Source organism: Variovorax boronicumulans (assembly GCF_019352895.1).
Taxonomy (GTDB): domain Bacteria; phylum Pseudomonadota; class Gammaproteobacteria; order Burkholderiales; family Burkholderiaceae_C; genus Variovorax; species Variovorax boronicumulans_A.
The window spans coordinates 426,725-453,024 of sequence record NZ_JAAAFX010000009.1; the positions used below are offsets into that span (position 1 = coordinate 426,725).

Sequence of the window (26,300 nt, forward strand, 5' to 3'; positions counted from 1 at the left end):
CCGCGCGGTGTCGGACGGCCCGCCACCGACAATGCGCGCATGAAAACTCTCGCGCTCTTCGTCGCCACCGCGCTGGCCGAAATCGTCGGCTGCTACCTGCCCTGGCTGTGGCTCAAGCAGGGCAAGTCGGTCTGGCTGCTGGTGCCCGCCGCGCTGAGTCTGGCGCTGTTCGCCTGGCTGCTCACGCTGCATGCCACGGCCGCGGGCCGCGTCTATGCGGCCTACGGCGGTGTCTACATCGGGGTGGCGATCGTCTGGCTCTGGGCCGTGGATGGCATCCGGCCGACGCCCTGGGACGTGGCCGGTGTGGTGGTGGCGCTGATGGGCATGGGCCTGATCATGTTCCAGCCCAAGTGAGGGCCGGCCTTACTTGACCAGCAGCACCGACACCGGACTTTCGGCGATCACCTTGCTGGCCACCGAACCCATGAGCGCGCGGCCGAACATGCCGTGGCCATGGGTGCCCATGACGATCAGGCCGGCGCCGGCTTCCCTGGCGGCCGCGACGATCTCCTCGGGCGCGTAGCCATGGCGCTCCTGGGTGGTGAAGGCGCTCACGCCCTGGTCGGCCAGGGCCTTCTTCACCGGCTCGAAGACCTTGGCGGCTTCTTCGGCGTAGTAGCCGTCAACGACTTCCCTGGACACATGGCGCTTCACGTTGCCTGGCAAGGCGGTGCAGACGTGCAGCACCACGAGTTCATGGCCTTCGACGAACATGGCGCGGTGATCGGCCAGGTAGGCCAGGGCCTTCTGGGTGTACGGGCTGCCATCGACGGCGACGAGGATTTTCATGAGGGTCCTTTCAGGGTCATGGAAGAGGGCTGCCACGGTGGCGGGCCCTGCAACATGTGACCACAGCCCGTTCCCCCGAGTGCGCTTGCCCCCGGAGACGCTGCGGTCTTGACCTCGAGCGTAGGGGGCCTGTGCGCTGCGCGGGTTGATGCAGATCAACCCGCGCAGGCGCCCCCGAAGGCTCAGCGCTTGGGCTTGAGCTCGACGATCAGCGCGGGTGGCACCCGGCCGTCGATGTCGCGCGGCAGCTTCTCGGTCTTCTGCAGCGCGCGCAGCGCGGCCTGGTCCCAGGCGGGCAGGCCACTGGACTTGACCAGCCGCGGCGTGCCGACGATGGTGCCGTCGGGCGCCAGCTTGACCTCGAATTCGGCACCCGGGTTGCCGTTGACGAGTTCGGCGTCGGGGAACACCACGTTCGGACGCACGGCCGCGGCGACCCGGCCGCCGTAGCTGCCCGAGGGGCCGGAGGACTTCAGCGCGGTGCCGGTCGCGTTGTCGTCGCCGCTGGCGCCGGCCAGGCCCTGCATGCGCTTGAGCGTGGCGGCGCGGTCGGCCGCCGCCTGCTTGGCGGCATCGGCTTCCTTCTTCTTCGCGGCCTCGGCCTGCTGCTGCTGTTGCTGCTGCTTGGCCTCGGCTTCCTTCTTCTTGCGCGCGTCGGCCTGGGCCTTCTCCTGCGCTTCGCGGCGATCCTGGGCGTCTTCCTCGGCGCGGCGCTTGGCCTCGAGATCCTTCTTTTCCTGGGCCGCCTTCTTCGCGGCTTCCATCTTCTTTTCCTGCTTGGCCTGCTCGATTTCCTGCTCGCGCTCCTTCTGCTCGCGGGCCTTCTTCTCGCGTTCGAGCGCGATGTCGGGTGGGCGTGGGGCGGGGGCGGGCTCGGGCGCCTTCACCGCGGGCGGCGGTGGCGGAGGAGGGGGCGGCGGTGCCGGTGTCGGCACGGGGGCTGGCGCGGGCGGTGGCACCGGGGCCGGCGGCTGCGTCAGGCGCGGCGCGGCCTGCTGCACCGTGGTCGACCAGATCTCGGCCTCGACGGCGTCGCTCTCGGCATCGCGCTTCCAGTGCACGCCCCAGGTCAGCGCGGCGATGAGCACGGCGTGCGCCGCCAGCGCGAAGGCGATGGCGCGCGGCGTGCCGCGTTGCGGCGGGGGGGCGAACTCGGGGCGGTCGGCGGCGAGCGACATGCCTTACTTCGCGCCCGTGGTCGTGACCGACAGGCCGACCCGTTCGACGCCCGCGCGCTTGAGCTGGTTCATGGCCTTGACCACGGTCTCGTACTTGACCGACTTGTCGGCGCTGATGACCACCGGGCGCTCGGCATCGCCGCCCTGCGCGGTCTTCACGGCCGCGCCGATCTGCGCGAAGGGGATGGCGCTGCCGCCCGAGCCGCTGGACGGGTCTTTCTTGATCTGGATCTCGTCATCGGACTTGATGACGATCTCGATCGGCTTGTCGGGCTGCTTGTTGGCGCGGTCGACGCTGGGCAGGTTGATCACGCTGGGCGTGATCAACGGGGCGGTGACCATGAAGATGATCAGCAGCACCAGCATGACGTCGATGAACGGGACCATGTTGATCTCGTTGATCGTGCGGCGGCCGCGGCCGCGGGAGGAGGTGGCGGGCATGGGCTCGTCTTCCGTTCGGCGCCGGGCTCAGCGGCCGGCGCTCGAGGGCGCCGGCTGGGTCGACAGGTTGCGCTGCAGGATGTTCGAGAACTCTTCGATGAAGGTCTCGAGCGCGATCGCGGTCTTGTCGATCTCGCGCGCGAAGCGGTTGTAGCCGACCACCGCGGGGATGGCGGCGAACAGGCCGATGGCGGTGGCGACCAGCGCCTCGGCGATGCCGGGTGCGACCGTGGCCAGCGTGACCTGGGTCAGCGCGGCCAGGCCGGTGAAGGCATGCATGATCCCCCAGACCGTGCCGAACAGGCCCACATAGGGCGAGACCGAGCCGACCGTCGCCAGGAAGGACAGGTTGGATTCGGCCACGTCGAGTTCGCGCTGGAAGCTCGCGCGCATCGCGCGGCGTGCGCCGTCCAGCAGCGTGCCGGCATCGGCCACGTGGCGTTCGCGCAGCTTCTGGTACTCGCGCATGCCGGAGGCGAAGATGCGCTCCATCGGGCCGGCGAGCTTGGCGTTCTGGGCCGCCGAGGCGAACAGCTCGTTGAGGCTGGTGCCCGACCAGAAGTCGCGCTCGAACTCGTCGTTGAGGGCGCGCATGCGCTTGAGCGCGAAGAACTTGCGGAAGATCGCCGCCCAGCTGGCGATCGAGATGCCGGCCAGCAGCAGCACCACGAGTTGCACAGGCAGGCTGGCATGGATCAGGAGGGTGAGGATCGAGAGGTCTTGGTTCATGGCGTGAGAGGTTGAGACATGGAGCCGCGATGGCGCTCGAGGGTTCCCGCAACATGGGCCGGAATGCGTGCCGGGCGCAATGTGAGGCCATCGACCCAGCCGATGCGGATCGTGCCTTCGCACAGCAAAGAGGGTTGCTCTTCTTTTGATAGCACGCGCTGGGCGATTATGGCCGACGCCGAGCCGGTCTGCCGCAGCTCGACCGTAACAAGCAGTTCGTCGTCGAGGCGCGCCGGCCGGTGGTACTTGAGCTGGGTCTCGCTCACCACGAACATCCCGCCGCTCTGTTCGCGCAGCGCGCGCTGCTCGATGCCCAGGTCGCGCAGCCACTCGGTGCGCGCGCGCTCCATGAACTTCAGGTAGTTCGCGTAGAACACGATGCCGCCGGCATCGGTGTCCTCCCAGTAGATGCGGATCGGGAACTGGAAGCTCATCCGGCCAGCGTCTTGAGCCGCGCGATCGCTTCTTCGAGGTGCGCCATCGAGCTGGCGGTCGAGAAGCGCACGAAGCGCGAGGTCTCGGCCGTGCCGAAATCGCGGCCCGGCGTGATCGCGACATGGGCGCGCTTCATGACCTCGAAGGCGAAGTCCCAGCTGCCCTCGATGCCCAGCCTGCGGGCGAAGTCGGTGCAGTCGGCCCAGGCATAGAAGGCGCCGTCGGGCTCGACCGGCACCGTGAGTCCGAGCGCGTTGAGCTGCGGAATGAACCAGTCGCGCCGGGCCTTGAACTCGGCGCGGCGGCGCTCGTACTCGGCGATGCTCTCGGGCTCGAAGCAGGCCAGCGCCGCGTACTGGGCCACGGTGCTCGCGCAGATGAACAGGTTCTGCGCCAGCCGCTCGACCGCCGGCACGATCGCATCGGGCACCACCAGCCAGCCGAGCCGCCAGCCGGTCATGTTGAAGTACTTGCTGAAGCTGTTGATGCTGATGACCTGGTCGTCGATGGCCAGTGCGGTCTGGCCGAAGGCGTCGTCGTGCGACAGGCCCAGGTAGATCTCGTCGATCAGCGTGATGCCGCCGCGGCGCGACACCACCTCGTGGATGCGGCGCAGTTCGTCGGGTGCGATCGAGGTGCCGGTCGGGTTCGAGGGCGAGGCCAGCAGCACGCCGCGCGTCTTGTCGGTCCAGGCGGCCTCGACCTTGGCGGCGCTGAGCTGGAAGCGCTCGGCCGCGGTGGTCGGCACCAGCACGGCGCGTCCCTCGGCGGCCGTCACGAAATGGCGGTTGCAGGGGTAGCTGGGGTCGGGCAGCAGGATCTCGTCGCCGGTCTCGATCAGCGCCAGGCAGGCCAGCTGCAGCGCGGCCGAGGCGCCGGCCGTGATCACGATGCGGCGGGCCGGCACGTCGACGCCGAAGCGCTCGCGATACCAGCCGCTGATGCGTTCGCGCAGCAGCTCCAGGCCGGTGGCCTGCGTGTACTGCGTGGCGCCCGCGCGCACGGCGCGCACCGCGGCTTCCTGCACCAGGGGCGGCGCGGTGAAGTCGGGCTCGCCGATGTTCAGGAAGATCATCGGCCGGTCGGTGTGGGCCACCTCGCGCGCCAGCGCGCTGGCGGCCTTGGCCACCTCCATCACATAGAAGGGCTCGATCTTTTCCGCGCGGCTCGAGATCCTCATGCGCGCGCTTTCCCCGATGCGCGGTCGGCTTCGACCTCGACGCTGCGCAGTGTGGGCGCCAGGCCGTTGAGCACCGCGTTCACGTACTTGTGGCCGTCGGTGCCGCCGAATTCCTTGGCCAGCTCGATGCACTCGTTGAGCACCACGCGCCATGGCACGTCGAGGCAGTGGCGGAATTCGTAGACGCCGATCCACATCACGGCATGCTCGATCGGCGAGATCTCGCCGAACTTGCGGTCCAGCAGCGGCTGGATCATGGCGTCGAGCTCGGCCTCTTCACGGATCGTGCCGTGCAGCAGCGCGTCGTAGTGCGCGGCATCGGCCTTGTGGAAGCCTGCCAGGTCGCGCGTGAAGTGGTCGATCTCGGTGGCGTCGTTGCGGCCCACCAGGTGCTGGTAGAGCGCCTGCAGCGCGAATTCGCGCGAGCGGCTGCGGTTGGACTTGGCCGAGGCCTTGCGTGCGCCCGTGCTGGTGAGGCCGGTGCGCACCTGGCGCGGCTTGGCGTCTTGTTCGGGAGGAAGGTCTGCGGTCATGAGAGGGTGGTTGCCAGCAGCTGCGCCATTTCGACGGCGACGCGCGCCGCATCGCGGCCCTTGTCGGTCTGGCGGGCCACGGCTTGTTCCAGGTTTTCGGTGGTGAGGATCGCGTTGGCGATGGGCAGGTGGTGGTCGAGTGCGATGCGGCTCACGCTTGCACCGGACTCGTTCGCCACGAGTTCGAAATGGTAGGTCTCGCCGCGGATGATGCAGCCCAGCGCGACCAGCGCGTGGTAGCCGCCGCGCCGGGCCATGGCCTGCAGCGCGACCGGCACTTCGAGCGCGCCGGGCACGCGCACGTGGTCGATGTCGGCATCGGCCACGCCGAGCGCGGCGAGTTCGGCTAGGCAGGCTTCGGCCAGTGCGTTGGTGATGTCTTCGTTGAAGCGCGCCTGCACGATGCCGATGCGCAGTCCTTGTCCGTCGAGCGCCAGAGGCTCGCCCTTGTTTGCGTGAAGCACGTGTCAGTCCTTGTGGATGTAGCCGGTGATTTCGATGCCGTAGCCGGCCGCCATGCTGGGCATGCGACGCGGCGTGCCCAGCAGCTGCATCTTGTGCACGCCGCATTCGCGCAGGATCTGCGCGCCCACGCCGTAGCTGCGCAGGTCCATGCGGCCGCGCTCGGGCGCCTGGGCGGGACGCGCGGTCCCGTCGAATTGGGCCAGCAGCTCGGCCGCGGATTCACCGCAGTTCAGCAGGATCGCGACGCCCTTGTCCTGCTTCGCGATGTAGGCGAGGCTGGCGTCGAGGCTCCAGGAGTGCAGCGAGCGGTTGATCTCGAGCGCGTCGAGCACCGACAGCGGCTCGTGCACGCGCACGGCCACGGTCTCGTCGGCGCCCCAGCTGCCGCGCACCAGTGCCAGGTGCACGCCGTTGCTCGGCTTGTCCTGGAAGGCGTGGGCCGTGAAGCGGCCCCAGGCGGTTTCGATCTCGCGGCAGCCGACCTTGTGGACCAGCGTCTCGGTGCGGCTGCGGTGCTCGATCAGCGCAGCGATGGTGCCGATCTTCAGGCCGTGCTCGGCCGCGAACAGCTGCAGGTCGGGCAGGCGCGCCATCGTGCCGTCTTCGTTCATCACTTCGCAGATCACCGAGGCGGGCGAGCAGCCGGCCATGGTGGCGAAGTCGCAGCCGGCTTCGGTGTGGCCGGCGCGCATCAGCACGCCGCCGTCGACCGCCTGCAGCGGGAAGATGTGGCCAGGCTGGACCAGGTCGGCCGCCACCGCGTTGCGTGCGACCGCGGCCTGCACGGTGCGCGCACGGTCGGCCGCCGAGATGCCGGTGGTCACGCCTTCGGCGGCCTCGATGGAGACCGTGAAGGCGGTCGAGTGCTGGGCGCCGTTGCGCGCCACCATCGGCGGCAGGTTGAGCCGCTCGCACATCTCGCGCGACAGCGTGAGGCAGATCAGGCCGCGGGCATAGCGCGCCATGAAGTTGATGGCTTCGGGCGTCACGTGGTCGGCCGCCAGCACGATGTCGCCCTCGTTCTCGCGGTCTTCCTCGTCGACCAGGATGACCATGCGGCCGGCCGCCATGTCGGCGACGATCTCCTCGACTGACGAGATGGGGGCCGGAGCCCGCCCGGTGCGATTGCCCGCGATGGGGGTGATGGATGCGTTCATGGCGTGGTGGTTGCTGATGAAATTGCGGCGGGAAGCATCCCGGCCTGGAGCATGCGCTCGACGTAGCGAGCGACGGTATCGATTTCGAGGTTCACGCGGGCGCCTTCGCGCAGCGTGCCGAGCGAGGTGTTCTCCACCGTGTGCGGGATCAGGTTGATGCTGATCTCGCTGCCGTCGGCCCCATCGCTCACGCTGTTGACCGTGAGGCTCACGCCGTTCACGGTGATCGAGCCCTTGTACGCGAGGAAGCGCGCCAATGCCGGCGGCGCGAGCACGCGCAATTCCCAGCTCTCGCCGACCGGCGCGAAGCGGCGCACCGTGCCGATGCCGTCGACATGGCCCGACACGATGTGGCCGCCCAGCCGGTCGCTGGCGCGCATCGCCTTCTCGAGGTTGAGCTGCGCGCTTTCTTCGGCCAGGCCGGCGGTCTTGTCCAGCGATTCGACGGAGATGTCGATGGTGAACTGTTGCTGGGCCGGATCGAGCGAGGTCACGGTCATGCAGGCGCCGTTGAGCGCAATGCTGTCACCGAGGCCGACGTCGTCCAGATAGCCGGGTGGCGTGGCAATGCTGAGGCGCTTGCCGTGAGAGGAGGAGCTTCCGAGGTTGCGTACGGCGGCGATGCGCCCCACGCCGGTGATGATGCCGGTGAACATCCCCGCATTTTCGCAGAGAACGCAGGGCTTCGGAGGCGGCCGCGCCGCCACGCGCATTTCCGCTTCAGAAAGCGTCGCGCCCGGCGACGCGCGCCAGGATGCGCAGGTCGGGCCCGAAGCGCTCCACCGAACGGAATTCCAGGGGCAGGGCGCCGGCCAACGCGGTCAGCGGGCCCTCGGCGAAAGGCTGGCTGGCCATCTCCAGGCCCTCGCCGATCAGCTTGGGCGCCAGGTAGACCAGCAGTTCGTCGACCCAGCCTTCGCGCAGCAGCGAGCCGTTGAGCTTGTGGCCGGCCTCGACGTGCAGTTCGTTGACTTCGCGTCGCGCCAGGTCGTGCAGCATCGCGCCCAGGTCGACCTTGCCGTCGGCATTGGGCAACGAGACGATGGTCGCGCCGCGCGCCGTCAGGGCCGCGGCCCGGTCGGCGTCGGGCTGCGCGGCGTAGATCCAGACCTGGCGATCGGGCACGTCGAAGAGCCTGGCGCCGGGCGGAGTCTGCAGCCGGCTGTCGACGATCACCAGATTCGGCTGGCGCGGCGTCTCGACCAGCCGCACATCGAGGCGCGGGTCGTCGTCGATGACCGTGCCCACGCCGGTCAGCACGGCGCTCGCGCGGGCGCGCCAGGCATGGCCGTCGGTGCGGGCCTCGGTCGAGGTGATCCACTGGCTCACGCCATTGCGCAGCGCCGTCTTGCCGTCGAGCGAGGCCGCGGTCTTCAGCCGCACCCAGGGTGTCCGGCGGACCATGCGGCTGAAGAAGCCGATGTTGAGTTCGCGCGTCGCCTCGGCCTGTGCGCCCACCTCGACCGCCACGCCGGCCGCGCGCAGCCGGGCGAAGCCCTGGCCGGCGACCAGCGGATTCGGGTCGGCGATCGACGCCACGACGCGGCCGATGCCGGCGGCGACCAGGGCGTCGCAGCAGGGGCCCGTGCGGCCATGGTGGGCGCAGGGTTCGAGCGTGACGTAGGCCGTGGCGCCAACCACCGACAGGCCGCGCGAAGCGGCGTCGCGCAGCGCCATCACCTCGGCATGCGGGCCGCCCGCGCGCTGGGTGTGGCCGCTGCCGATCACTTCGCCGGAGGGCGCGACCAGCACGCAGCCGACGCGCGGATTCGGATCGGTCAGCAGGCGGGCGTCCGAGGCCAGTTGCTGGGCGTGCGCGATGTGCTGCGCGTCGGGAGAGGAGGAGGGCATGGGCAGGGTGTGGCGGGTCGCGCGGCGCGCCGGCGAATCATACGAGGGGCCGTGTGGGCCGACGAACGGCAGGCGGTGCGTCGGCGTTCAAATCTAGACTCCCGGCACTTCGACGGACGAGCAGGCGCATCCTGCCGGCGATCGAGGAGGTGCAGGGAGGAACAGAACATGACGTGTTCCAGACGTCTGGCCGGAGGCTTTTCTCTTCTCGAGGTGCTGGTCTCGATCCTGATGCTCGGCGCGGGATTGCTGGGCGCGGCAGGCATGCTGATGACTTCGCTGCGCAGTGCCAGCGAGTCGGCCGTGTTCAGTGCGGCCGTCGACCTGGCGCGCGACCTGTCCGAGAAGCTACGCGCGAACACGGCCATCGCGGCGAGAAACGACGCGACGAACCCCTATCTGCTCGCACTGGGCGCGGGCGACGCGGCCCCCGCCAGCGCGCTGGCCTGCCTGGGCGAAGCGTCCTGCAATGCCGCGCAGCTGGCGGCCTGGGACGTGCATGAATGGGCGCTTCGTGTGCAGGCCGCCTTGCCCGAGGCCCGGCTGGTGGTCTGCTTCGACGAGGCCTTCGCCCGTGCCGAGCAGGGTGTCTGGGCCTGCACCCGGACCGGCCGCACGCTGGCCGTCAAGCTGGGCTGGACACCCCGGCTGGGGCCCAAGGCCGAGGCCGATGGCGCCGCCTCGCCACCCCGCCTGGTCATGCAGCTGAGCTCCGGACACGACGGTGATGGCCATGGGCCCGAAGGCTTCTGAGCCGCGCCCGACCGGGCGCCGCCGCCCGGCGCGCGGCGTCACGCTGATCGAGTTGATGGTGGCGCTGGCCCTCGGGCTGGTCGTGGTGCTGGCGGCTGGCACCGCCTTCCTCGCCGCCCGCAAGCTGTTCGATGCCAACGCCGACCTCCAGCAGGCGCAGGACACGATGCGTTATGCGCGCTACGTGGTGCAGAACGTGGTCCGGCAGGCCGGCTATGCGGACTACGCGCCCGACCGGGCGGTCGACGGCGTCGGCGCGGTCGCGGGCAATGCGGCGCTGCCGGGCGCCGCCGCAGATCCGTCGAGCCTCCATGTCTTCGGCGCGACGCGCACCGTCGTCCCTGGCACCGGTGACAGCGTCGGCGTGCACGGCGCCGACCCCGTGGCGGCCAACGATTCGCTGCTGGTACGCTTCTTCGGTCGCAACGCCTTCGACAGCGACGAGCCCGACGGCACCATGGTCGACTGCCTCGGACAGGCGGTGAGCGGGCCCGGGGGCGGCGCGCCCGAGGCTGCGCGGGCCTGGAGCTTCTTCTATGTGGCGCGGGCCGCCGACGGCGAACCCGAGCTGTACTGCAAGCGGCGCGTGCTCCATGCCGGCGCCGCCGACAGCTTCCATGCGCAGCCCATCGCGCGCGGCGTCGAGAAGTTCAAGGTGGTTTTCGGTTACGACGCCGATGGCGACAGCATCCCCGAGCGCTGGCTCGATGCCCAGGCGCTCGACGAGCAGGCCCGCGCCGCCGGCGTGCCGGCCAGCACCGAATGGCGCAAGGTCGTGGGGCTGCGGATCGGCATGGTGGTGCGCAGTGCGCGGCCCCACGCAGACCTGAGGCGCGCGGGCACGGCGGTGGCCACCCTGGCGCCACTGGGCGCCGCGTTCGGACATCGCGTGGCTTTCGATCCGCCGGACGATGGCCGTTTCCGCCTGACGACGAGCTTCACGCTGATGTTGCGCAATGTCGCGAGGGATCCGTCGTGAACGCGCCGTCCCATGGCGTCGCGGCGGCGCAGCGCGGCTTCTCGCTGATCGTGGTGCTGCTGTTGCTGGCCATCGTGATGGTGCTCGGCGTGTCCGCGGCGCAGTTGGCGCTGGTCAACGAGGTCGCGGCCCGCAGCGACCGCGACACCGAGATCGCGCTGCAGGCTGCCGAGGCTGCGTTGGTCGATGCCGAGCGTGACGTGCTCGGGCCGAACGCCGATGCCGCGGCCCGGCTGTGCCTGTTCGACCACCGGGACATCGCCGCCTTCGCCGCCGGTTGCGGCACGGGTCGCAACCTGGGTCTGTGCGCGGCCACCGCACCGGGCGAAACACCCGCCTGGATGGCCGCCGACCTCTCGCCCGCGAGCGCCGTTGCCGTGCCCTACGGACGGTTCACCGGCCAGTCCTACGTGGCGGGCGAGGACCAGGGTGCGGTACCGGCCCATCCGCCGCGCTACGTCGTCGAAGCGATCCGCAACCGCGGCGGCTGGGAGGCCCATCGTCTCCAGGGTGCGGGCGCCGAGCACGCCACCCATCTCTTCCGCGTGACCGCCGTGGGTTTCGGCGTCGATGCCCGGACGCAGGTGATGTTGCAGACCACGCTCTACAAATCCATGGCCAGCCCGGGGTGCCCATGAGCATGCAATCGATCCTTCGCCGCAGCCTTTTGGCCTTGTCGCTCTGCCTGGCCGGGCCCCACGCAAGCGCCGCTGCGCCGGCGCGCCCGCCCGATGCGGTGCTGGCGGCCGAGCCGCTGTCCGCTTCCGCGGCGCGCGTGAAGCCGAACATGGTGCTGGATCTGTCGGTGGCGTACTCGACCACCGGCGCGGCCTACCGGGGCGACTTCGACCTGCGCAAGACCTACATCGGCTACTGGGACCCGATGGGCTGCTACGACTACGCGGTGGCCGACGGTTTCTTCCGGCGCAGCGCCGATGCCAGCGAGGGCCGCGACGGCATCGTCTGCGCCCACCAGTGGAGCGGCAACATGCTCAACTGGGCCGCCTCGTCGGCCATCGACATGCTGCGCTATGCCATGACCGGTGGCGACCGTGTGATCGACACCGCCGAGACGACGGTGCTGCAACGGGCCGTGCTGCGAGACGATTTCTACAACTCGGACCGTTACTTCCCGGCCCGCATCCTGAGTGGCCGCCTCGACCAGCTGACACCGCTGGTCGCACGCGGGCAGGTGAGGGCGGAGGGCACCGTGCGCATCGCCAACTGCCGAGACCGCCTGTTCGTCGGTTCCGCGTCCAGGGGCCACTGCAGCGCGCCCGGGGCCAACCAGACCTACGGGCCGGACGGTGCGGCACCCTACCTGGCGCGTGTGCAGGTCTGCAGCGGCGCCGAGGGCACGACCCGCCGCGATCTGTGCTTCAGGTATCCGGGCGGACAGGCCAAGCCCGTCGGCGCGCTGCAGACCCATGCCGACAAGATGCGCTTCGCTGCCTTCGGTTACCTGATGGACGACCGCAATGCGCGCTATGGCGGCGTGCTGCGCGCGCCGATGAAATTCACCGGCCCGCAGGGGCAGAACGAGCGCTTCGAGAAGATCGCGAACGAGGCGCCCGAGTGGGACGCGACGACCGGCGTGTTCGTGCGCAATCCGCTGGCAGCGAGCGAGGGCCTCAGCGGCGTGGCGAACTACCTGAACCAGTTCGGGCGCACCGGTCCCGTGGCGGGCACCTACAAGGGGCTGGACCCCGTGGGTGAGCTCTACTACGAATCGCTGCGCTACCTGCAGGGGCAGCCGCCGTCCGAGCCGGCCGCGGCCGGCATGACGCCGGCGATGAAGGACGGCTTCCCCGTCTACAACCAGAGCCGTTACTGGGGCGCCGGCGATCGGGCGCTGTGGGACCCGGTGGTCGAGGGCTGCCAGCGCAACCATGTGCTGGCGATCGGCGACCTCTCCACGCACCACGACCAATCGCTGCCGGGCTTGCGCAACGACGGGCTCGACGGCTGGCCGAGCGGCTTTCGCACCCCCGACCCCGCCCGGATGGAGCCTGATGCCGCCCACTGGAGCAGCGTCGTGGGCGCGTTCGAGAACGACGAGTCGCTGGCCTACACCCATCCCTCGGGCAAGCCCGGGCTGAGGACGCGCGGCAATGCCGGCGGCCCGCGCGCCTTTGCCTACCGCAGCGGCATGCAGATCAGCGCGCAGAACATGGCCACGCTCGACACGGGGGCAAGCGCCGGCTCCCTGGCTTGGGCGGGGCTGGCCTATTGGGCGCACACGCAGCAGATCCGCAGCGACCATCCCGCGCTGCGGGTGAAGACCTACGCCATCGACGTGGACGAGCGGGGCGATGGCACGGTGCGCCGGGCCCAGCGCGGCAGCGCCTACTACCTCGCGGCCAAGTACGGCGCCTTCGACGACCGCAACCAGGACGGCAACCCCTTCGTGACCACCAGCGGTGCCGGCGGCGACGAGGTGGTCTCGAACGCGGAATGGCAGGCGGGCGTGGACGACGACGGCTTTCCCAGGCCGCGCGGCTACTTCCTCGCGAGCCGGCCTCAGGAGATGGTTGCGGCCATCCGGGAGATCTTCCGAAGCGCCTCGGCCGCCAGCGGCACCAGCGCGGGCGGCGCCATCGCCAGCCACAGGATCGCGCGCAGCGGCACGCAGCTCTACATCCCGCAGTTCGACGGCAGCACCTGGTCGGGCTCGCTGCTGGCCTACCCTCTGCGTTACGACGCGACCCAAGGCACGCTCGGCAAGGGCGCCACCGCAATCTGGAATGCGGGCGAGCGCCTCACGGGCAACCCGGAGGCGGTGCCCCCTGTGGCGGCCCGCGAACCGGCCGGCCGGCGCATCTTCACGCAGCTCAGCACGGGCCAGGGCGCCGAATTCGTGTGGGATGCCGTGAGCGCCGATGCGTCGCTGCGAGCCGCCCTGGACCGCGTGCCCTTCTCGCAGACGGACGAGCGCGACGGACTGGGCGCGGCCCGCGTTGCCTACCTGCGCGGCGACCGCCGCCGCGAGGGCCACGGCAGTGCGGGGGTGTTCCGCATGCGCGACTCGGTGATGGGCGACGTCGTCAACGCCACGCCGCTGCAGGTGGGCGCACCGAGCGCCGCGCTGCAGGGGCCGGGTTACGCGGACTTCCTGGCCGCGAACCGGGCGCGGCGACAGGCCGTGTACGTCGGTGCCAACGACGGCATGCTGCACGCTTTTGCTGCCGACGACGGCAGCGAACTCTTCGCCTACGTGCCGCGCGCGGTGTTCGACAAGCTGGGCGCCTACGCTTCGCCGGCCTATGTCCACCAGCCCTTTGTCGACGGCAGTCCGGTCGCCGGCGAGTTTCTGGGCGCCGACGGCCAGTGGAAGACGATGCTGGTCTCGGGCATGGGCGGTGGCGCGCGCGGGGTCTTCGCGCTGGACGTGAGCACGCCCGAGCGCTTTGCCGCGTCGCAGGTCCGATGGGAGTTCACCGGGGTCGACGACGCCGACATGGGCCATGTCACCCAGGCGCCGAGGCTGCTGAAATTCCGCACGGCGGCGGCCAGCAACGGCAAGGCCGCGACCTATCGGTGGTTCGCGGTGGTGCCTTCCGGTTTCAACAACGCCAACCCGACCCGGGCCGGTGCATTGTTCCTGCTGTCGCTCGACAAGGCACCGGGCGAGCCCTGGGTCAGGGGCGGCAACTACCACAAGGTCCTGCTGCCCGCGCCGGCCGACACCACGCGGGTCAACGCGCTCGGCCCGGTCGGCGACTACGCGGGCGCGGACGGTGCCACGCGATGGCTCTACGCCGGCGACACCCAGGGCCACCTGTGGAAGTTCGACTTCGCGACCAATGCACCCTGGACCGCGGCCAACGCACTGGCCCTGGCGGGCGCGCCGCTGATGGTCGCCCGGGACGCGGCGGGCCAGCGCCAGCCGATCACCGTGCCGCCGGAAGTCGGGGTCGGGCCGAATGGCGGCGCGCTCCTGCTGTTCGGCACCGGGAAATGGGTGGAAGTCGACGACCCTGCCAGCCGCTCCGCGCAATCGATCTATGCGGTGCACGACAACGGCCAGGCCATTCCCGAAGACGGCGCCCGCACGCAACTGCAAGCCCGCCGCGTCGAGAAGGACGGGGCACGCTTCCAGGTCACCGGCGACGCCTTCGCCTACGGCCGCTACAACGCGCGTACAGCCCAGCGCCGTGGCTGGTATTTCGACCTGCCCGATGCCGAAGACCGGGGCGAGCGACTGGTGTCGCGCATGGCGCTCGACGCCGGCCAGCTGTTCTTCAACACGCTGATCCCCCAGGGCACGGTCTGTGACGCAGGCGGTGGCGGCCACAGTTGCGCGGTGAACGCCCTGACGGGCCTGTCGGCGGGCCCGACCTGCATCCCCTCGACCGTCGGCATGCCGGGCGCGCCGTTGATCGTCCAGGCCGGCGAGGGTGCGTTTGGCCGGACCGACGCCTTCGGTCGCCGCATCGAGACCGGCAAGGTCGAGGTCGTCAACATCGGCACCGGGACCGGCGACGGACCGGGCGTCTCCATCGACCGGCCGCTCGCCAGCGGCAAGGTCAGCCAGGTGGGCGGGCGCCTGAACTGGCGTCGGGTCCTCAACTTCAAGGACTTGAAGCAATGAAGCGCCGCCACCGGGCCCCGCGCGGCTTCACGCTCATGGAACTGATGATGGCGGTGGTCGTGGTCGCCATCCTGGCGGCGGTGGCCTATCCGGTCTACACCGAAGCGTTGCGCAAGGGTTGGCGCGCCGAGGCGCGCACGGCGCTGATGCAGGAGATGCAGCAGCAGGAGCGTTTCCACACGCAGCGCGCCACCTACAGCGCCACCCCCTTCAGGAGCGACTCTGGCCTGGGCTCCGGCGGCGGCAAGTACACGCTGGCCGTCGGGACATGTGCGGGCCAGGCCGACACGCGGCATTGCATCCGGCTCACGGCCACGCTCAGGCGCGGCTTCGTCGATCCCGCGGTACAGGCGCTCTGGCTGGACAGCCGCGGGGAGAAGGGCTGCACCGGCACGGTGTCGCCGGCGGGGTGCTGGCCGTGATGGCACGGGCGGGCCGAGGCTTCACGCTTGTCGAGCTCCTGGTCGTCGTGGCGTTGCTGGCCATCCTGGCAACGCTGGCGGTTCCCGGCTTTCGCGATCTGCTGCTGCACCAGCGGCTGGCAGCGAGCAGCCGGGACTTCATCGCGGCGCTGAATCTGGCGCGCATCGAGGCGCTGCGGCGCTCGCAAAGCGTCAAGGTCCTGCCGCTCGGCCGCGACTGGGGCAGTGGCTGGCAGGTGCAGGTTCAGCAGGGCAGCGAGGTCGTGGTCCTGCGGCGTTTCGAGCCGCTGCGCGAGGGCATCGAGGTGGATGCGCTGGGCAATGCCTTCGGCCAGTCGGTGAGCTACGGCGCCAATGGCTTCGCGGGTGGCAGCAAGGGCATCAATGCGCTGGGGTGCCTGACCTTCAGGGCCCGGACCCAGCGCCGCAGCTCGATCGTCGTTCCGGCCTCGGGCCGGCCCAAGCTGTGCGACCCCGACAAGGCCGGCGATTGCGGCCTGGGGCGCTGCGGCAGCCAGCGCTAGCGCGGCAGGGACTCAGATGTCCCGCAGCAACTGCCGGAATTCGTCCACGTCCTCGAAGCTGCGGTACACCGAAGCGAAGCGGACGTAAGCCACCTTGTCGAGCTTCTTGAGCTCGCGCATCACGAGCTCGCCGACCTTGGTCGAGTCGATCTCGCGCAGGCCGCTGGAAAGCAGGCGCTGGTCGATGCGCAGCAAGGCGCCGTCGATCTGCTCGATGCTCACCGGCCGCTTGCGCAGCGCCAGCATCATTGAGGCACGCACCTTCTTGGAGTCGAAGTCAGCGCGGCTGCCGTCCTTCTTGACCACGACCGGAAAGTTGACGTCCGGCCGTTCGTAGGTGGTGAAGCGCTTGTCGCAGTCGCCGCACTGGCGACGGCGGCGCACGAAGTCGCCGTCCTCCGAGACCCGGGTCTCGACGACCTGGGTCTCGGCATGGCCGCAGAACGGGCACTTCATGCTGCGGGCGGCTCAGGCGGTGAAGTTCAACGGTAGACCGGGAACCGGCTCGTCAGCGCGTGCACCTTGGCGCGCACGGCATCGATGTTCGCCGCATCGCGCGGGTTCTCGAGCACGTCCGCCACCAGGTTGGCCGTCAGGCGCGCTTCCTCGTCCTTGAAGCCGCGCGTGGTCATGGCCGGCGTGCCGATGCGCACGCCGCTGGTCACCATCGGCTTTTCCGGATCGTTGGGGATCGCGTTCTTGTTGATCGTCATGTGGGCCGCGCCCAGCACCGCTTCGGCTTCCTTGCCGGTGATGCCCTTGGCGCGCAGGTCGACCAGCATGACGTGGCTTTCGGTGCGACCGCTGACGATGCGCAGGCCGCGCTCGGTCAGCGTGTCGGCCACGATCTTGGCGTTCTTGACCACCTGTTGCTGGTAGCTCTTGAACTCGGGCGTCATGGCTTCCTTGAACGCGACGGCCTTGGCGGCGATCACGTGCATCAGCGGGCCGCCCTGCAGGCCGGGGAAGATCGCGCTGTTGATCGCCTTCTCGTGCTGCGACTTCATCAGGATGATGCCGCCGCGCGGGCCGCGCAGGCTCTTGTGGGTGGTCGAGGTCACGATGTCGGCATGCGGCACCGGGTTGGGGTACACGCCCGCGGCCACCAGGCCGGCGTAGTGGGCGATGTCGACCATGAAGATCGCGCCGACGTCTTTGGCCACCTTGGCGAAGCGCTCGAAATCGATGTGCAGCGAGTAGGCCGAGGCGCCCGCGATGATCAGCTTGGGCTTGTGCTCGTGCGCCTTGCGCTCCATCGCGTCGTAGTCGATGGCTTCGTTGGCGTCCAGGCCGTAGCTCACCACGTTGAACCACTTGCCGCTCATGTTCAGCGGCATGCCGTGGGTCAGGTGGCCGCCTTCGGCCAGGCTCATGCCCATGATGGTGTCACCCGGCTTGAGGAAGGCCAGCATCACGGCTTCGTTGGCCGAGGCGCCGCAATGCGGCTGCACGTTGGCGGCGTCGGCACCGAAGATCTGCTTGACGCGGTCGATGGCCAGTTGCTCGGCCACGTCGACATGCTCGCAACCGCCGTAGTAGCGCTTGCCCGGATAGCCTTCGGCGTACTTGTTGGTGAGCTGCGAGCCCTGGGCCTGCATGACGGCCGGGGAGGCGTAGTTCTCGCTGGCGATCAGCTCGATGTGGTGTTCCTGGCGCGCGTTTTCGGCTTGAATCGCAGCCCAGATTTCGGGATCGGTCTGTTCGACCAGGATGTCGCGGTGGTACATGGCAGTCCTTAAAGACGGTGGTCCTTGCTCTCTACGATGAAACAAGGGCTGCCCAGGCGAACGGCTGATCGCCCGAAGCCGGGCGGCACGCTTCCCAGTGGTATTCCACGTCAACGCCATCCGCTGGAAAGGGATGGCGTCTATCGCCAGTCGCGTACCTCGCGAGTGTAGCCCAGGGTCGAGGGGCTCGCCGCCGCAGGGGCGAGCCGCGCGATCAGGAGGCGGCCAGCAGCGCGACCTTCTGCGGCGGCGCGACGTCGGGCTTGGCGTTGTTGGCAGGGGCGCCGACCGGGATCGGCTGGGTGCGCAGCACCGCCGGCGGGACCACCGGGAGCGTCCGCCCCGCGGCCACCAGGCGCAGCCGCTCGTGCTCGGCCAGCACCTTGCTCGTGTAGCCGCCGTCGTCGTCGAGGTTGGCCGCGCCCACGTAGTAGCGCAGGCCGGCTTCCAGCGAGCCGGCGCGTGCGATGCATTCCTGCAGCACTTTCACGCCGACGCGCATGTTGGTGACGGGGTCGAAGGCGGTGAGCGTACCGCCCGCGCTCTCGTACTTGTCGACATGCACGCGGGTCATGACCTGCATCAGGCCCTGCGCGCCGACCTGGCTTTGCGCAAAGGGATTGAAGCTGGACTCGACCGCCATGATGGCCAGGATCAGCGTCGGGTCGAGCTTGGTGCGCTGGCCGAGTTGGTAGGCTTCCGCCACCAGCACGCTCAGCGGCTCGGCCGCGACACGGTACTTCTTGCTCAGCCAGAAGGCCACGGCCGCCTGCTGCTTGGGCAGGTCCTTGGGGCTCGCCGCGGTCGTGCGTTCGATCGCATTGGGCTCGAGCGCCGTGGCTTCCGGTGCCGGCTTGCGCGACTCGAGCCAACTCATCAGGTGGACTTCGCCGCTTTCGCGCAAGTCCGGTCGGGCCATCAACGCGAGCACCACGAACACCGTGGCCAGGCCCAGCAGGGCGAAGCCGTTGTGCGTGATCTCGAAAAAGCCGTCGACCACATCGGATCCGAATGTCCGTAGCCCGCGGGCTGTGGCCTCCAACGCCTTGTTCATCGTTTTCCTTTCTGTGCGGCGCCTGAGCCTCTGCGCCCTTGGGGGCGACGGAGAAAACAAACGACAGCGCTTGGATTGGTACGTACCAGGTGAGCGCGAGGAGGGAAGTGCGCTGCAGCCTGATGAGCCGAAGCAGGTTCGGCGGCGGAAAGAGAAAGAAGGCCCGGCGCGAGGGGGTGGAGCGCGGGGCGACGGCGGATTCTAGGAGCGGCCAAATACCCGGTCAAGCATAAGGAAATCGATTGTTATGCTGGGATGGCTGAAGGGGTAAGTGGTCTTATGGCTTAAAGGGCACTGCAGATCGACCGACAAATGGTGTTGTATTGCACGAATTGAAGGCTTAATCTGCGGGTGTCCGATCTGATCGGGCATCGGCCAGAGTCCTGGATTTCGGCGCAAGCCCTGGGTCCGGTGAGCGAGGCAAAAACGGCGGCAATCTCTTGTCGCCAGCGAAGGCGGAACCATTCAACTTCCGCCCGAGCAAACAGATGGCATGGGCCTCGCGCCCGCCATCGAGCCCGGTGCGCGACCGTGGTCGTGCACCGGGCTTTCTTGTTGGGGCGCTGCCTTCGAAGGTCGGAAATGCGACATGCGGCGCGCTGTCGGTTCGTACACGCTGTTTCAGGATGCGCGCGCGTCGCGGCCGCCACTCAATTGCGGCACACTCGCGCGATGAATGCCGCTTCGCTGAAACAGAACAAATGGGTGCGACGTGTTGGCGTTGCCGTGCTGGCGGTGTTGGCCCTCTGGGCGGTGGCCTGGCTGGCCGTGCCGCCCATCGCCAAGAGCCAGCTGCAGAAGATCGCGAGCGAGAAACTGGGCCGCCAGGTAACGGTCGGCAAGATCGATTTCAAGCCGTGGACGCTAGAGCTCGCGCTGAACGACTTGCGCATTGCCACGGCCGACGGCAGCCAGTCGCAATTGGCCATCCGCCGCATCTATGTGGATGCCGAACTGCAGTCGCTGCTGCGCCTGGCGCCGGTGATCGATGCCGTCAGCATCGAAGCCCCGGAGGTGCACCTCACGCACCTCGCCGACGGCAAGTACGACATCGACGACATCATCGCCAAACTGTCGAGCGAGCCCGCCAAGCCGCCCGGGGACCCGGCGCGTTTCGCGGTCTACAACATCAGCGTGTCGGGCGGCAGCGTCGACTTCGACGACCGCACCGTGGGCCGCAAGCACGCGCTGCGCGACCTGGTGCTCAACGTGCCCTTCCTGAGCAACCTCGACTCGAAGCGCGACATCAAGACCGAGCCCAAGCTGGCCTTCACGCTCAACGGCAGTGCCTTCGACTCGGCCGCCTTCTCCACGCCCTTCGCCGAAAGCCGCAAGACCGATGCGCAACTGCGCTTCAAGGACCTCGATCTCGCGCCCTACCTGGGCTACATCCCGACCGGCCTGCCGGTCCAGCTCAAGGCCGGCACGCTCGACGCCGACCTGAAGATCGATTTCGAACGCGCGGCCGCCACCGGCCTCAGGATCACCGGCACGGTCGAGGCCCACAAGACCCGCCTGGCCGATGCCAGGGGGCGCGAGCTGCTGGGCTTCGACTCGCTCAAGCTGGGACTGACCGACGTGCGGCCGCTCGACGGCGTGATCCATCTGGGCGAGGTGGCGCTGGCGGGTCCGCAACTGGTGGTGGCGCGCGATGCGAGCGGTCAGCTGAACCTGCTGGCCACCGATCCGGCCACGGGTGCGACCCAGAAGGTGGCGCCTCCCAAGGCTGCCGCCAGCGCAGCCGCAGCGCCGGCCGCCCAGAAGAACCCCTTGCGCGTGCAGGTCGACAAGGTCGTGCTGAGCGGCGGCCAGATCGGCTGGCGCGACGAGACGACCAAGCCTGCCGCTGCCGTCGACGTGAGCCAGCTCGCGATCGAGGCCACGGGCATTGCCTGGCCCATGGACAAGCCGACCCATTTCAGCGGCTCGACGCTGGTGGGGGGCGCGGCGCTCAAGTTCTCGGGCGACGCCACCGACAAGGCCGCGACCGTGCAGACCGAGGTCACGGCGCTGCCGCTGTCGCTGGCTGCGCCTTACCTGGCGCAGAGCCTGGAGCCGACGCTCGATGGCAAGCTCAGCGGCCAGATCGACGTGGCCTGGACCGCGCCTGCCGCGCTCAAGTTCAAGGCCCGCCGACTCGCGGCCGACGGCCTGGCCCTGACCCAGGCCAAGACCGCGCTGGTGAGCGTGGGCCGCTTCGAGCTGATCGATGCCGAGGCCGACATGAGCCAGCACACGCTGGCCATCGCCTCCTTCACGGCCACCAATCCGAAGCTGCGCATCGAACGTGACAACGAGAAGCGCTGGATGTTCGAGCGCTGGCTCAAGACGCCGGCCGCGTCGTCGAACCCCGGCGCGAAGGAGACCAGCGCCCGCGTGGCCGCGCCCAAGTCCGAGGCGGCGGCAGCGCCGCAGCCCGGCGCCAACACCCAGCCCTGGCGCCTGAGCATCGGCACGCTGGCGGTGGACGGCGGCGCGGTCTCTTATGCCGACAAGGCCGGCTCGGCGCCCGTCGCGGTCGAGATCACCGCGCTCAAGCTCAATGTGCAGAAGGTCACGCCCAACAGCGCTACGGTGTCGCCGGTGCAGCTGTCGGGCCGGATCGCCGCCGGACGCGCCGACCCGGGGCGCTTCGACTACAAGGGCAACGTGGTGCTGCAGCCGCTGTCGGCCGAGGGCCGGCTCGACGTGAGCGCCTTCCCGGCCCATGCGTTCAAGGCCTACTACGCCGACGCGCTCAACATCGACATCCGCCGCGCCTTCGCCAGCTACCGCGGCACGGTGCGCTACGCCACGCAGCCGGCGGGCATGAACCTGCACCTGGCGGGCGATACGGCGGTCGAAGACTTCCGTGCCAACAGCGCGTCGCTGACCCAGTCCGACGCGCCGGGCCTGGAGCGCAGCAACAACCAGCTCCTGAGCTGGAAGGCGCTGAGCCTGCGTGGCCTGCAGGTGGCGATGGTGCCCAAGGCGCCGCTGTCGGTCGACGTGCGCGAAACCACGCTGACCGATTTCTTCGCCCGCGTGATCGTCGACCCCACGGGCCGTCTCAACCTGCAGAACCTCACGAAGAAGTCGCAGCAGGACGCGGACGCCGCGGCGGCCAAGGTCGCGGCCGCGCCCGAAGCCGCCACGCAGCGCAAGACCGGTGGCGTGACCGTCACGACGGCCGTGGTGCCGGCCGCCGACGGCACCGCGCCGGCGGCCGATGCGGGCGGCCCCGCGCCGCTGATCCGCTTCGGCCCGATGAGCCTGGTCAACGGCAAGATCGACTTCACCGACCTGTTCGTCAAGCCCAACTATTCGGCCGACCTCAGCGAGCTGACCGGCAAGCTCAGCGCCTTTGCTTCCGACAAGGCCGGACTGGCCGATCTCGAATTGCGCGGCAAGGCGCAGCAGACCGCGGCGCTCGACATCTCCGGCAAGATCAATCCGCTGGTCAAGCCGCTGGAGCTCGACATCACGGCCAAGATGCGCGACCTCGACCTGGCACCGCTGACCCCGTATTCGGTGCGCTACGCGGGCCACGGCATCGAGCGCGGCAAGCTGAGCATGGACGTCAACTACAAGATCACGCCCGAAGGCCGGCTCTCGGCCTCGAACAAGCTGGTGCTCAACCAGCTGCAGTTCGGCGAGGAAGTCAAGGGCGCGCCCAACAGCCTGCCGGTCCGGCTGGCGGTCGCGCTGCTGGCCGACCGCAACGGCGTGATCGACGTCGACCTGCCGATCAGCGGCTCGCTCAACGATCCGCAGTTCAGCATCGGCTCGCTGATCTTCAAGGCCATCGGCAATTTGATCGTCAAGGCCGTGACCGCGCCGTTCAGCCTGCTGACCGGCGGCTTCGGCGGCGGCGGCGCTGGTGAGGCCAGCGCCATCGCCTTCGACGCCGGCAGCGCCGCGCTGTCGCCCGCGGCCAAGGAAAACCTCGACAAGGTCGCCAAGGCCCTGACCGATCGGCCGGCGCTTCAACTGACCGTGGTCGGCACCGCCGGCCTCGAGCAGGAGCGCGATGCGGCCAAGCGCCAGCGCCTGCGCCAGATGCTGCAGGCCGAGAAGCGCCGCGCGGCCGCGCGCTCGGGCCAGGATGCCGCCGAGGTTCCGCCGTTGACCGATGCCGAATACCCGGTTTTGCTGACCGCGGTCTACAAACGCGCCGACATCACCAAGCCTCGGAATATGATCGGGCTTGCCAAAGACCTGCCGGTGCCGCAAATGGAAGACCTGTTGCTTGCCGGCATCACCGTGAACGAAGAGACCATTCGTCAGCTCGCCGTCGAACGCGGCGCCGTGGTCCGCGATTACCTGCTGGCCAAGCAGTTGCCGAGTGAACGCTTGTTCCTCGGCGCGGTGCGCACGAACCCCTCCGATGCCGGCTGGAAACCCGGCGCCGAACTGAATCTGGCGAGCCGTTGACCGGATCGAGCGCCGGTCTGTGAAAATGGCGGGGTGCGCCGGCTTTTGCCGGCGCCTTGGCTTTCCTCCTATCCGATAAAACGATCAGCGCGCAGTGACCTCTACTTCCTCCAAGCACCAAGACCTCCAGTCCCTCGATACGCTCACCGGCGGCGCCTTCACCGCGCCCACCTCCGGAGAGCGCGCGCAGCGCATCCGCGAGTGGCTGGCGACGAGCCCTTCGCCCGAGCAGATGCAGGAGGTGTTCAAGGAATTGAGCGGCCGCGACAAGGGGGCTGCACGCCTGCTGCGTGAAAAGCTCGACGAGCTCAAGCGCGCCAAGGGGCAGGAAGCGATCGCCGCCGAATGGGCGCAGAAGGCCGAGGCGCTGCTGGCCCAGTCCAAGCTCAACATCGCCGATGCGCTGGCCTGGCAGCGCGATGCCGCCAAGGCCGGTGCGCCGCTGTCGCGCGAGCCGCTGGCCGGTTTCAAGGTGCAGCTGGCCGAACGCGTCAAGGGCATCGAGGACCTGCAGCACCGTGCCCAGGTGCAGCGCGAGGCCGCCGTGCTGCTCGCGCAGCGCTTCGAAGTGCTCTCGACCAAGGGCTGGCGCGATGCGCAGGCCGCCGAGGAAGCCCTGCGCGCCGACGTCGCCCATTGGCAGCAACAAGCCGGCGAACTGACTGCGGACGCCAACTGGAGCAGCCTGGACGCGAAGTTCGCGCCCCAGCTCGAGGCCTCGAAGGCGCAGTTGATGGTGGTGTCCGATTCCTTCCACGGCGCGCTGGCGCAGGCCGCCGCTGCCGCCGCGGATGCGGCCGCGCCGCTGCCGCCGGTGCCCGTCTGGGCCGACGAGCTGCGCGCCGCGCGTGGCCTGCCGACCGAGGCCTCGGTGGTGGCTGCGGCCGCCGCGCCGGCCAAGCCCGCCGGACCCAAGGTCGACCCTGAAAAGCGCGCTGCGGCCCAGGCTGCGGTCGAAGCCTCGCTGACCAAGCTCGAACAGGAAACCGCCGAAGGCCACGGCAAGGCCAGCGCCGGCGCCGCCGCCGCGCTGCGCGCGGTGCTCAAGGAGCATGGCAAGCTGGTCGAAGCGCCGCTGGAAGCCCGCGTGCATGCCGCGCTGGTGGCCGCCGGTGAACTCGAAGGCTGGCAGCGCTGGAGCGCCGACAAGGTGCGCGAAGAACTGGTGGCCAAGGCCGAAGGCCTGCTCAAGCGGCCCGAAGGCCAGGCGCTGGGCGGCCGCAAGATGCAGGAATCGCTGCGCACCCTGCGCGAGCAGTGGAAGCAGGCCGACCAGGGCGGCGTGCCCAACCATGCACTCTGGAAGCGTTTCGACGAAGCCTGCAACGAAGCCCACAAGGTGGTCGAGGCCTGGCTCGACAAGGTCCGCGCCGACGCCGCCGAGCACCGCGCCCATCGCGTGGCGCTGATCGAAGAGGTCAAGGGCTGGGCGGTCGAACACGCCGCCGGCAACGACCTCAAGGCGCACAGCCGCGCGCTGCACCAGTTCGCCGACCGCTGGCGCGATGCCGGCCATGTGGGCGAGAAGGTGTTTGCCGAACTGCAGCCGCTGTGGAACGAGGCCTTCGGTGCCGCCCGCGTGCCGCTGGAAAGCGCGCAGGCGTCGAGCGTCGAACGTCGCCAGGCCATGATCGCCGAGGCCGCCGAACTGGGCGCCCAGCCGATGCTGCGCATCGACGCCGTCAAGGCGCTGCAGCAGCGCTGGCAGGCCGAGGCACAGGGTGTGCCGCTCGACCGCCGCCACGAACAGAAGCTGTGGGATGCCTTCCGCGCGCCCATCGACGAGGCCTTCAACCGCAAGACGACCGAGCGCGAGAAGGCGTCGGCCGCGATGAGCGAACACGACCGCTACGTGCTCGACGCCTCTAAGGCGCTCGACGCGGCCAACGCGACGGGCGACGTGCAGAAGATCCGTGCCGCGGTGGCGCAGCTCGAAGCCGCGATCCGTGGCGAAGCGCGGCCGCCCGCACCGGCCCCCGCGCCGGCTGCGGCCCGGAACGGCGCTGACGGCCCGGCCGTGGGTGCGACCGAAGTCGTGGCACCCGGCCAGGCGGCCGCCGAGTTCAGTGAAGGCGCACAGATCCAGCCCGTGCCCGGCGAGAACGAGGCGCCCGCGCCTGCCGTGGCACCGGCCGACACCGAAGAAGTCGGCGACGCCGCCGCGAGCCCTGCAGCTGCCGGCGACCTGATCGCCCCCGTGGGCAGTGCCGATGCCGGCGCGCTGGCCGACGAAGGCGACAACGCCGCCGCCGCCGTGCCCGCGGCAGCGCCGAAGCCCGCGCCCAAGCCGGTCGTGGCCGCGCGCCGCGGCGATGACCGCCCGGGCAGCCGCAAGGCCGAGCCGGCAGCGCCCGCCGGCCGTTTCGGCGACCGCCGTGACAGCCGCAGCGGCCCTGGCGGTCCTGGTGGCCGCCCCAACGACCGCGGCCCGCGTCCCGGTGCGCCGGGTGGCGATCGCGGTGACCGTGGCGCACCGGGCGGCGGCCGTTTCGGCGACCGTGCCCCGCGCTTCGAAGACCGCGGCCCGCGCCTCGGCGATGCGGCCTTCCGTGCCCAGCGCGAAGCGCTGGAGCGTGCCGATCTGGCGCTGCGCAAGCTGGCGGCGCAAGCCCATGGCGAAGCGCTCACGCACCTGCTGAGCGCATGGGAAAAGCGCGACGCGGCCCAGCTGCCCAGCGTGCAGGAACTCGGCCGCGCGGTGACGCCGACGGTGCGCAGTGCCTGGACGCAGGCGGTCGCCAAGCCCGCCGCAGGCGACGCCGGCGAAGCGCTGCTGCGCCTCGAGATGGCGGCCGAAGTGCCAACGCCCGCCGACCAGCTCGACGCGCGCCGTGCGCTGCAGTTGAAGCTGCTGACGAAGCGCGGTGACCCGGTGCCGGCGCAGACCTGGGGCGAGGACGCCGGCAAGGTGCTGGCCTCGGCCCACGATGCCGCGACGGCACGCCGGCTGCAGAACGCGCTCAAGGCGCTGTTGCGCAAGTAAAGGTCCGGCCCCGAGGCCGACCGGTATGACAAAGGCGCCCCGCGGGGCGCCTTTTCTTTGTGGGATCAGAACTGCTCGGCAGGACCGCCATAC

General features: G+C 69.8%; 23 protein-coding genes and 1 riboswitch. Of the genes, 9 read left to right on the forward strand and 14 right to left on the reverse strand.

Annotated features, from left to right (window positions below; genetic code table 11):
• Positions 1 to 39 precede the first annotated feature (39 nt).
• Entirely contained in the window at positions 40 to 357 is a 318-nt protein-coding gene (locus K0H49_RS21135) for a YnfA family protein (RefSeq protein WP_219216654.1), read from the forward strand.
• A 9-nt stretch (positions 358 to 366) separates the two neighbouring features.
• On the opposite strand, the gene K0H49_RS21140 is transcribed toward K0H49_RS21135, so the two are convergent.
• The 11 genes from K0H49_RS21140 to ribD all read right to left on the reverse strand — a co-directional run bounded on the left by K0H49_RS21140 (position 367) and on the right by ribD (position 8,761).
• Positions 367 to 792: a universal stress protein gene (locus tag K0H49_RS21140; protein WP_219216656.1), complete on the reverse strand. Its 426-nt coding sequence runs from the start codon at positions 790 to 792 to the stop codon at positions 367 to 369.
• A gap of 182 nt (positions 793 to 974) precedes the next feature.
• On the reverse strand, positions 975 to 1,970 hold the full coding sequence (gene tolA, locus K0H49_RS21145) for a cell envelope integrity protein TolA (protein WP_219216658.1): 996 nt from the start codon (positions 1,968 to 1,970) through the stop codon (positions 975 to 977).
• Between the two features lie 3 nt (positions 1,971 to 1,973).
• On the reverse strand, positions 1,974 to 2,411 hold the full coding sequence (locus K0H49_RS21150; protein WP_219216660.1) for an ExbD/TolR family protein: 438 nt from the start codon (positions 2,409 to 2,411) through the stop codon (positions 1,974 to 1,976).
• A 27-nt stretch (positions 2,412 to 2,438) separates the two neighbouring features.
• Positions 2,439 to 3,140 (reverse strand): protein TolQ, encoded by a 702-nt coding sequence (tolQ, locus tag K0H49_RS21155; RefSeq protein ID WP_219216662.1) that lies wholly within the window; start codon positions 3,138 to 3,140, stop codon positions 2,439 to 2,441.
• Complete coding sequence (ybgC, locus tag K0H49_RS21160) at positions 3,137 to 3,574, reverse strand: tol-pal system-associated acyl-CoA thioesterase (RefSeq protein ID WP_183025612.1); 438 nt, start codon at positions 3,572 to 3,574, stop codon at positions 3,137 to 3,139. Before ybgC ends, tolQ begins: the two co-directional genes overlap by 4 nt.
• The gene (locus tag K0H49_RS21165; RefSeq protein WP_219216664.1) at positions 3,571 to 4,755 is read right to left on the reverse strand and encodes a pyridoxal phosphate-dependent aminotransferase; all 1,185 of its coding nucleotides are present in this window, start codon (positions 4,753 to 4,755) and stop codon (positions 3,571 to 3,573) included. The genes ybgC and K0H49_RS21165 overlap by 4 nt, the downstream gene beginning before the upstream one ends.
• Positions 4,752 to 5,288 carry a transcription antitermination factor NusB gene (nusB, locus tag K0H49_RS21170; protein ID WP_183025614.1) on the reverse strand — a complete coding sequence of 179 codons (537 nt, stop codon included), beginning with the start codon at positions 5,286 to 5,288 and terminating at the stop codon, positions 4,752 to 4,754. Before nusB ends, K0H49_RS21165 begins: the two co-directional genes overlap by 4 nt.
• On the reverse strand, positions 5,285 to 5,752 hold the full coding sequence (gene ribH / locus K0H49_RS21175) for a 6,7-dimethyl-8-ribityllumazine synthase (protein ID WP_219216666.1): 468 nt from the start codon (positions 5,750 to 5,752) through the stop codon (positions 5,285 to 5,287). The genes nusB and ribH overlap by 4 nt, the downstream gene beginning before the upstream one ends.
• Positions 5,753 to 5,755: 3 nt before the next feature.
• The gene (gene ribBA, locus K0H49_RS21180) at positions 5,756 to 6,910 is read right to left on the reverse strand and encodes a bifunctional 3,4-dihydroxy-2-butanone-4-phosphate synthase/GTP cyclohydrolase II (protein WP_219216667.1); all 1,155 of its coding nucleotides are present in this window, start codon (positions 6,908 to 6,910) and stop codon (positions 5,756 to 5,758) included.
• A complete protein-coding gene (locus tag K0H49_RS21185) occupies positions 6,907 to 7,566 on the reverse strand; it encodes a riboflavin synthase (RefSeq protein ID WP_219216670.1) in 660 nt (219 codons plus the stop codon). The genes ribBA and K0H49_RS21185 overlap by 4 nt, the downstream gene beginning before the upstream one ends.
• Positions 7,567 to 7,630: 64 nt before the next feature.
• Positions 7,631 to 8,761 carry a bifunctional diaminohydroxyphosphoribosylaminopyrimidine deaminase/5-amino-6-(5-phosphoribosylamino)uracil reductase RibD gene (gene ribD / locus K0H49_RS21190; RefSeq protein WP_219216672.1) on the reverse strand — a complete coding sequence of 377 codons (1,131 nt, stop codon included), beginning with the start codon at positions 8,759 to 8,761 and terminating at the stop codon, positions 7,631 to 7,633.
• A 168-nt stretch (positions 8,762 to 8,929) separates the two neighbouring features.
• Here ribD and pilV point away from each other — a divergent pair, with 168 nt between their 5' ends.
• Genes pilV through K0H49_RS21220 form a run of 6 tightly spaced genes read left to right on the forward strand, consistent with a single transcriptional unit; the run spans position 8,930 to position 16,030 of the window.
• Positions 8,930 to 9,514, forward strand: a complete 585-nt coding sequence (gene pilV / locus K0H49_RS21195; RefSeq protein WP_219216674.1) for a type IV pilus modification protein PilV — start codon at positions 8,930 to 8,932, stop codon at positions 9,512 to 9,514.
• Complete coding sequence (locus tag K0H49_RS21200; protein ID WP_219216676.1) at positions 9,495 to 10,493, forward strand: PilW family protein; 999 nt, start codon at positions 9,495 to 9,497, stop codon at positions 10,491 to 10,493. The genes pilV and K0H49_RS21200 overlap by 20 nt, the downstream gene beginning before the upstream one ends.
• Positions 10,490 to 11,131 carry a pilus assembly PilX family protein gene (locus K0H49_RS21205; protein ID WP_374122398.1) on the forward strand — a complete coding sequence of 214 codons (642 nt, stop codon included), beginning with the start codon at positions 10,490 to 10,492 and terminating at the stop codon, positions 11,129 to 11,131. Before K0H49_RS21200 ends, K0H49_RS21205 begins: the two co-directional genes overlap by 4 nt.
• 2 nt (positions 11,132 to 11,133) lie before the next feature.
• On the forward strand, positions 11,134 to 15,084 hold the full coding sequence (locus tag K0H49_RS21210) for a pilus assembly protein (protein WP_219216678.1): 3,951 nt from the start codon (positions 11,134 to 11,136) through the stop codon (positions 15,082 to 15,084).
• Positions 15,081 to 15,506 carry a type IV pilin protein gene (locus tag K0H49_RS21215; RefSeq protein WP_219216681.1) on the forward strand — a complete coding sequence of 142 codons (426 nt, stop codon included), beginning with the start codon at positions 15,081 to 15,083 and terminating at the stop codon, positions 15,504 to 15,506. The genes K0H49_RS21210 and K0H49_RS21215 overlap by 4 nt, the downstream gene beginning before the upstream one ends.
• Positions 15,506 to 16,030, forward strand: coding sequence for a GspH/FimT family pseudopilin (locus tag K0H49_RS21220; protein WP_219216683.1), 525 nt, complete (start codon positions 15,506 to 15,508; stop codon positions 16,028 to 16,030). The genes K0H49_RS21215 and K0H49_RS21220 overlap by 1 nt, the downstream gene beginning before the upstream one ends.
• Before the next feature lie 12 nt (positions 16,031 to 16,042).
• Here K0H49_RS21220 and nrdR read toward each other — a convergent pair whose 3' ends face one another.
• The 3 genes from nrdR to K0H49_RS21235 all read right to left on the reverse strand — a co-directional run bounded on the left by nrdR (position 16,043) and on the right by K0H49_RS21235 (position 18,811).
• Positions 16,043 to 16,486, reverse strand: a complete 444-nt coding sequence (nrdR, locus tag K0H49_RS21225; protein ID WP_183025625.1) for a transcriptional regulator NrdR — start codon at positions 16,484 to 16,486, stop codon at positions 16,043 to 16,045.
• Positions 16,487 to 16,512: 26 nt separating this feature from the next.
• Complete coding sequence (gene glyA / locus K0H49_RS21230) at positions 16,513 to 17,757, reverse strand: serine hydroxymethyltransferase (protein WP_219216685.1); 1,245 nt, start codon at positions 17,755 to 17,757, stop codon at positions 16,513 to 16,515.
• A 43-nt stretch (positions 17,758 to 17,800) separates the two neighbouring features.
• Positions 17,801 to 17,921: riboswitch (ZMP/ZTP riboswitch) on the reverse strand.
• A 50-nt stretch (positions 17,922 to 17,971) separates the two neighbouring features.
• The gene (locus tag K0H49_RS21235; protein ID WP_219216687.1) at positions 17,972 to 18,811 is read right to left on the reverse strand and encodes a lytic transglycosylase domain-containing protein; all 840 of its coding nucleotides are present in this window, start codon (positions 18,809 to 18,811) and stop codon (positions 17,972 to 17,974) included.
• A 672-nt stretch (positions 18,812 to 19,483) separates the two neighbouring features.
• Here K0H49_RS21235 and K0H49_RS21240 point away from each other — a divergent pair.
• Both K0H49_RS21240 and K0H49_RS21245 read left to right on the forward strand, forming a co-directional pair.
• A complete protein-coding gene (locus K0H49_RS21240) occupies positions 19,484 to 23,224 on the forward strand; it encodes a DUF748 domain-containing protein (RefSeq protein ID WP_219216690.1) in 3,741 nt (1,246 codons plus the stop codon).
• Positions 23,225 to 23,318: 94 nt separating this feature from the next.
• Entirely contained in the window at positions 23,319 to 26,207 is a 2,889-nt protein-coding gene (locus K0H49_RS21245; RefSeq protein WP_219216691.1) for a DUF349 domain-containing protein, read from the forward strand.
• The last annotated feature ends 93 nt before the right edge of the window (positions 26,208 to 26,300 follow it).

Coding starts and splice junctions, on each gene's coding strand:
- ribBA (WP_219216667.1), bottom strand. CDS start 6,910: ATGAACGCATCCATCACCCCCATCGCGGGCAATCGCACCGGGCGGGCT.
- tolA (WP_219216658.1), bottom strand. CDS start 1,970: ATGTCGCTCGCCGCCGACCGCCCCGAGTTCGCCCCCCCGCCGCAACGC.
- K0H49_RS21200 (WP_219216676.1), top strand. CDS start 9,495: ATGGGCCCGAAGGCTTCTGAGCCGCGCCCGACCGGGCGCCGCCGCCCG.
- K0H49_RS21215 (WP_219216681.1), top strand. CDS start 15,081: ATGAAGCGCCGCCACCGGGCCCCGCGCGGCTTCACGCTCATGGAACTG.
- ribD (WP_219216672.1), bottom strand. CDS start 8,761: ATGCCCTCCTCCTCTCCCGACGCGCAGCACATCGCGCACGCCCAGCAA.
- K0H49_RS21135 (WP_219216654.1), top strand. CDS start 40: ATGAAAACTCTCGCGCTCTTCGTCGCCACCGCGCTGGCCGAAATCGTC.
- nusB (WP_183025614.1), bottom strand. CDS start 5,288: ATGACCGCAGACCTTCCTCCCGAACAAGACGCCAAGCCGCGCCAGGTG.
- tolQ (WP_219216662.1), bottom strand. CDS start 3,140: ATGAACCAAGACCTCTCGATCCTCACCCTCCTGATCCATGCCAGCCTG.
- K0H49_RS21140 (WP_219216656.1), bottom strand. CDS start 792: ATGAAAATCCTCGTCGCCGTCGATGGCAGCCCGTACACCCAGAAGGCC.
- K0H49_RS21210 (WP_219216678.1), top strand. CDS start 11,134: ATGCAATCGATCCTTCGCCGCAGCCTTTTGGCCTTGTCGCTCTGCCTG.
- glyA (WP_219216685.1), bottom strand. CDS start 17,757: ATGTACCACCGCGACATCCTGGTCGAACAGACCGATCCCGAAATCTGG.
- K0H49_RS21235 (WP_219216687.1), bottom strand. CDS start 18,811: ATGAACAAGGCGTTGGAGGCCACAGCCCGCGGGCTACGGACATTCGGA.
- K0H49_RS21240 (WP_219216690.1), top strand. CDS start 19,484: ATGAATGCCGCTTCGCTGAAACAGAACAAATGGGTGCGACGTGTTGGC.
- pilV (WP_219216674.1), top strand. CDS start 8,930: ATGACGTGTTCCAGACGTCTGGCCGGAGGCTTTTCTCTTCTCGAGGTG.
- nrdR (WP_183025625.1), bottom strand. CDS start 16,486: ATGAAGTGCCCGTTCTGCGGCCATGCCGAGACCCAGGTCGTCGAGACC.
- ybgC (WP_183025612.1), bottom strand. CDS start 3,574: ATGAGCTTCCAGTTCCCGATCCGCATCTACTGGGAGGACACCGATGCC.
- K0H49_RS21220 (WP_219216683.1), top strand. CDS start 15,506: ATGGCACGGGCGGGCCGAGGCTTCACGCTTGTCGAGCTCCTGGTCGTC.
- K0H49_RS21165 (WP_219216664.1), bottom strand. CDS start 4,755: ATGAGGATCTCGAGCCGCGCGGAAAAGATCGAGCCCTTCTATGTGATG.
- K0H49_RS21150 (WP_219216660.1), bottom strand. CDS start 2,411: ATGCCCGCCACCTCCTCCCGCGGCCGCGGCCGCCGCACGATCAACGAG.
- K0H49_RS21185 (WP_219216670.1), bottom strand. CDS start 7,566: ATGTTCACCGGCATCATCACCGGCGTGGGGCGCATCGCCGCCGTACGC.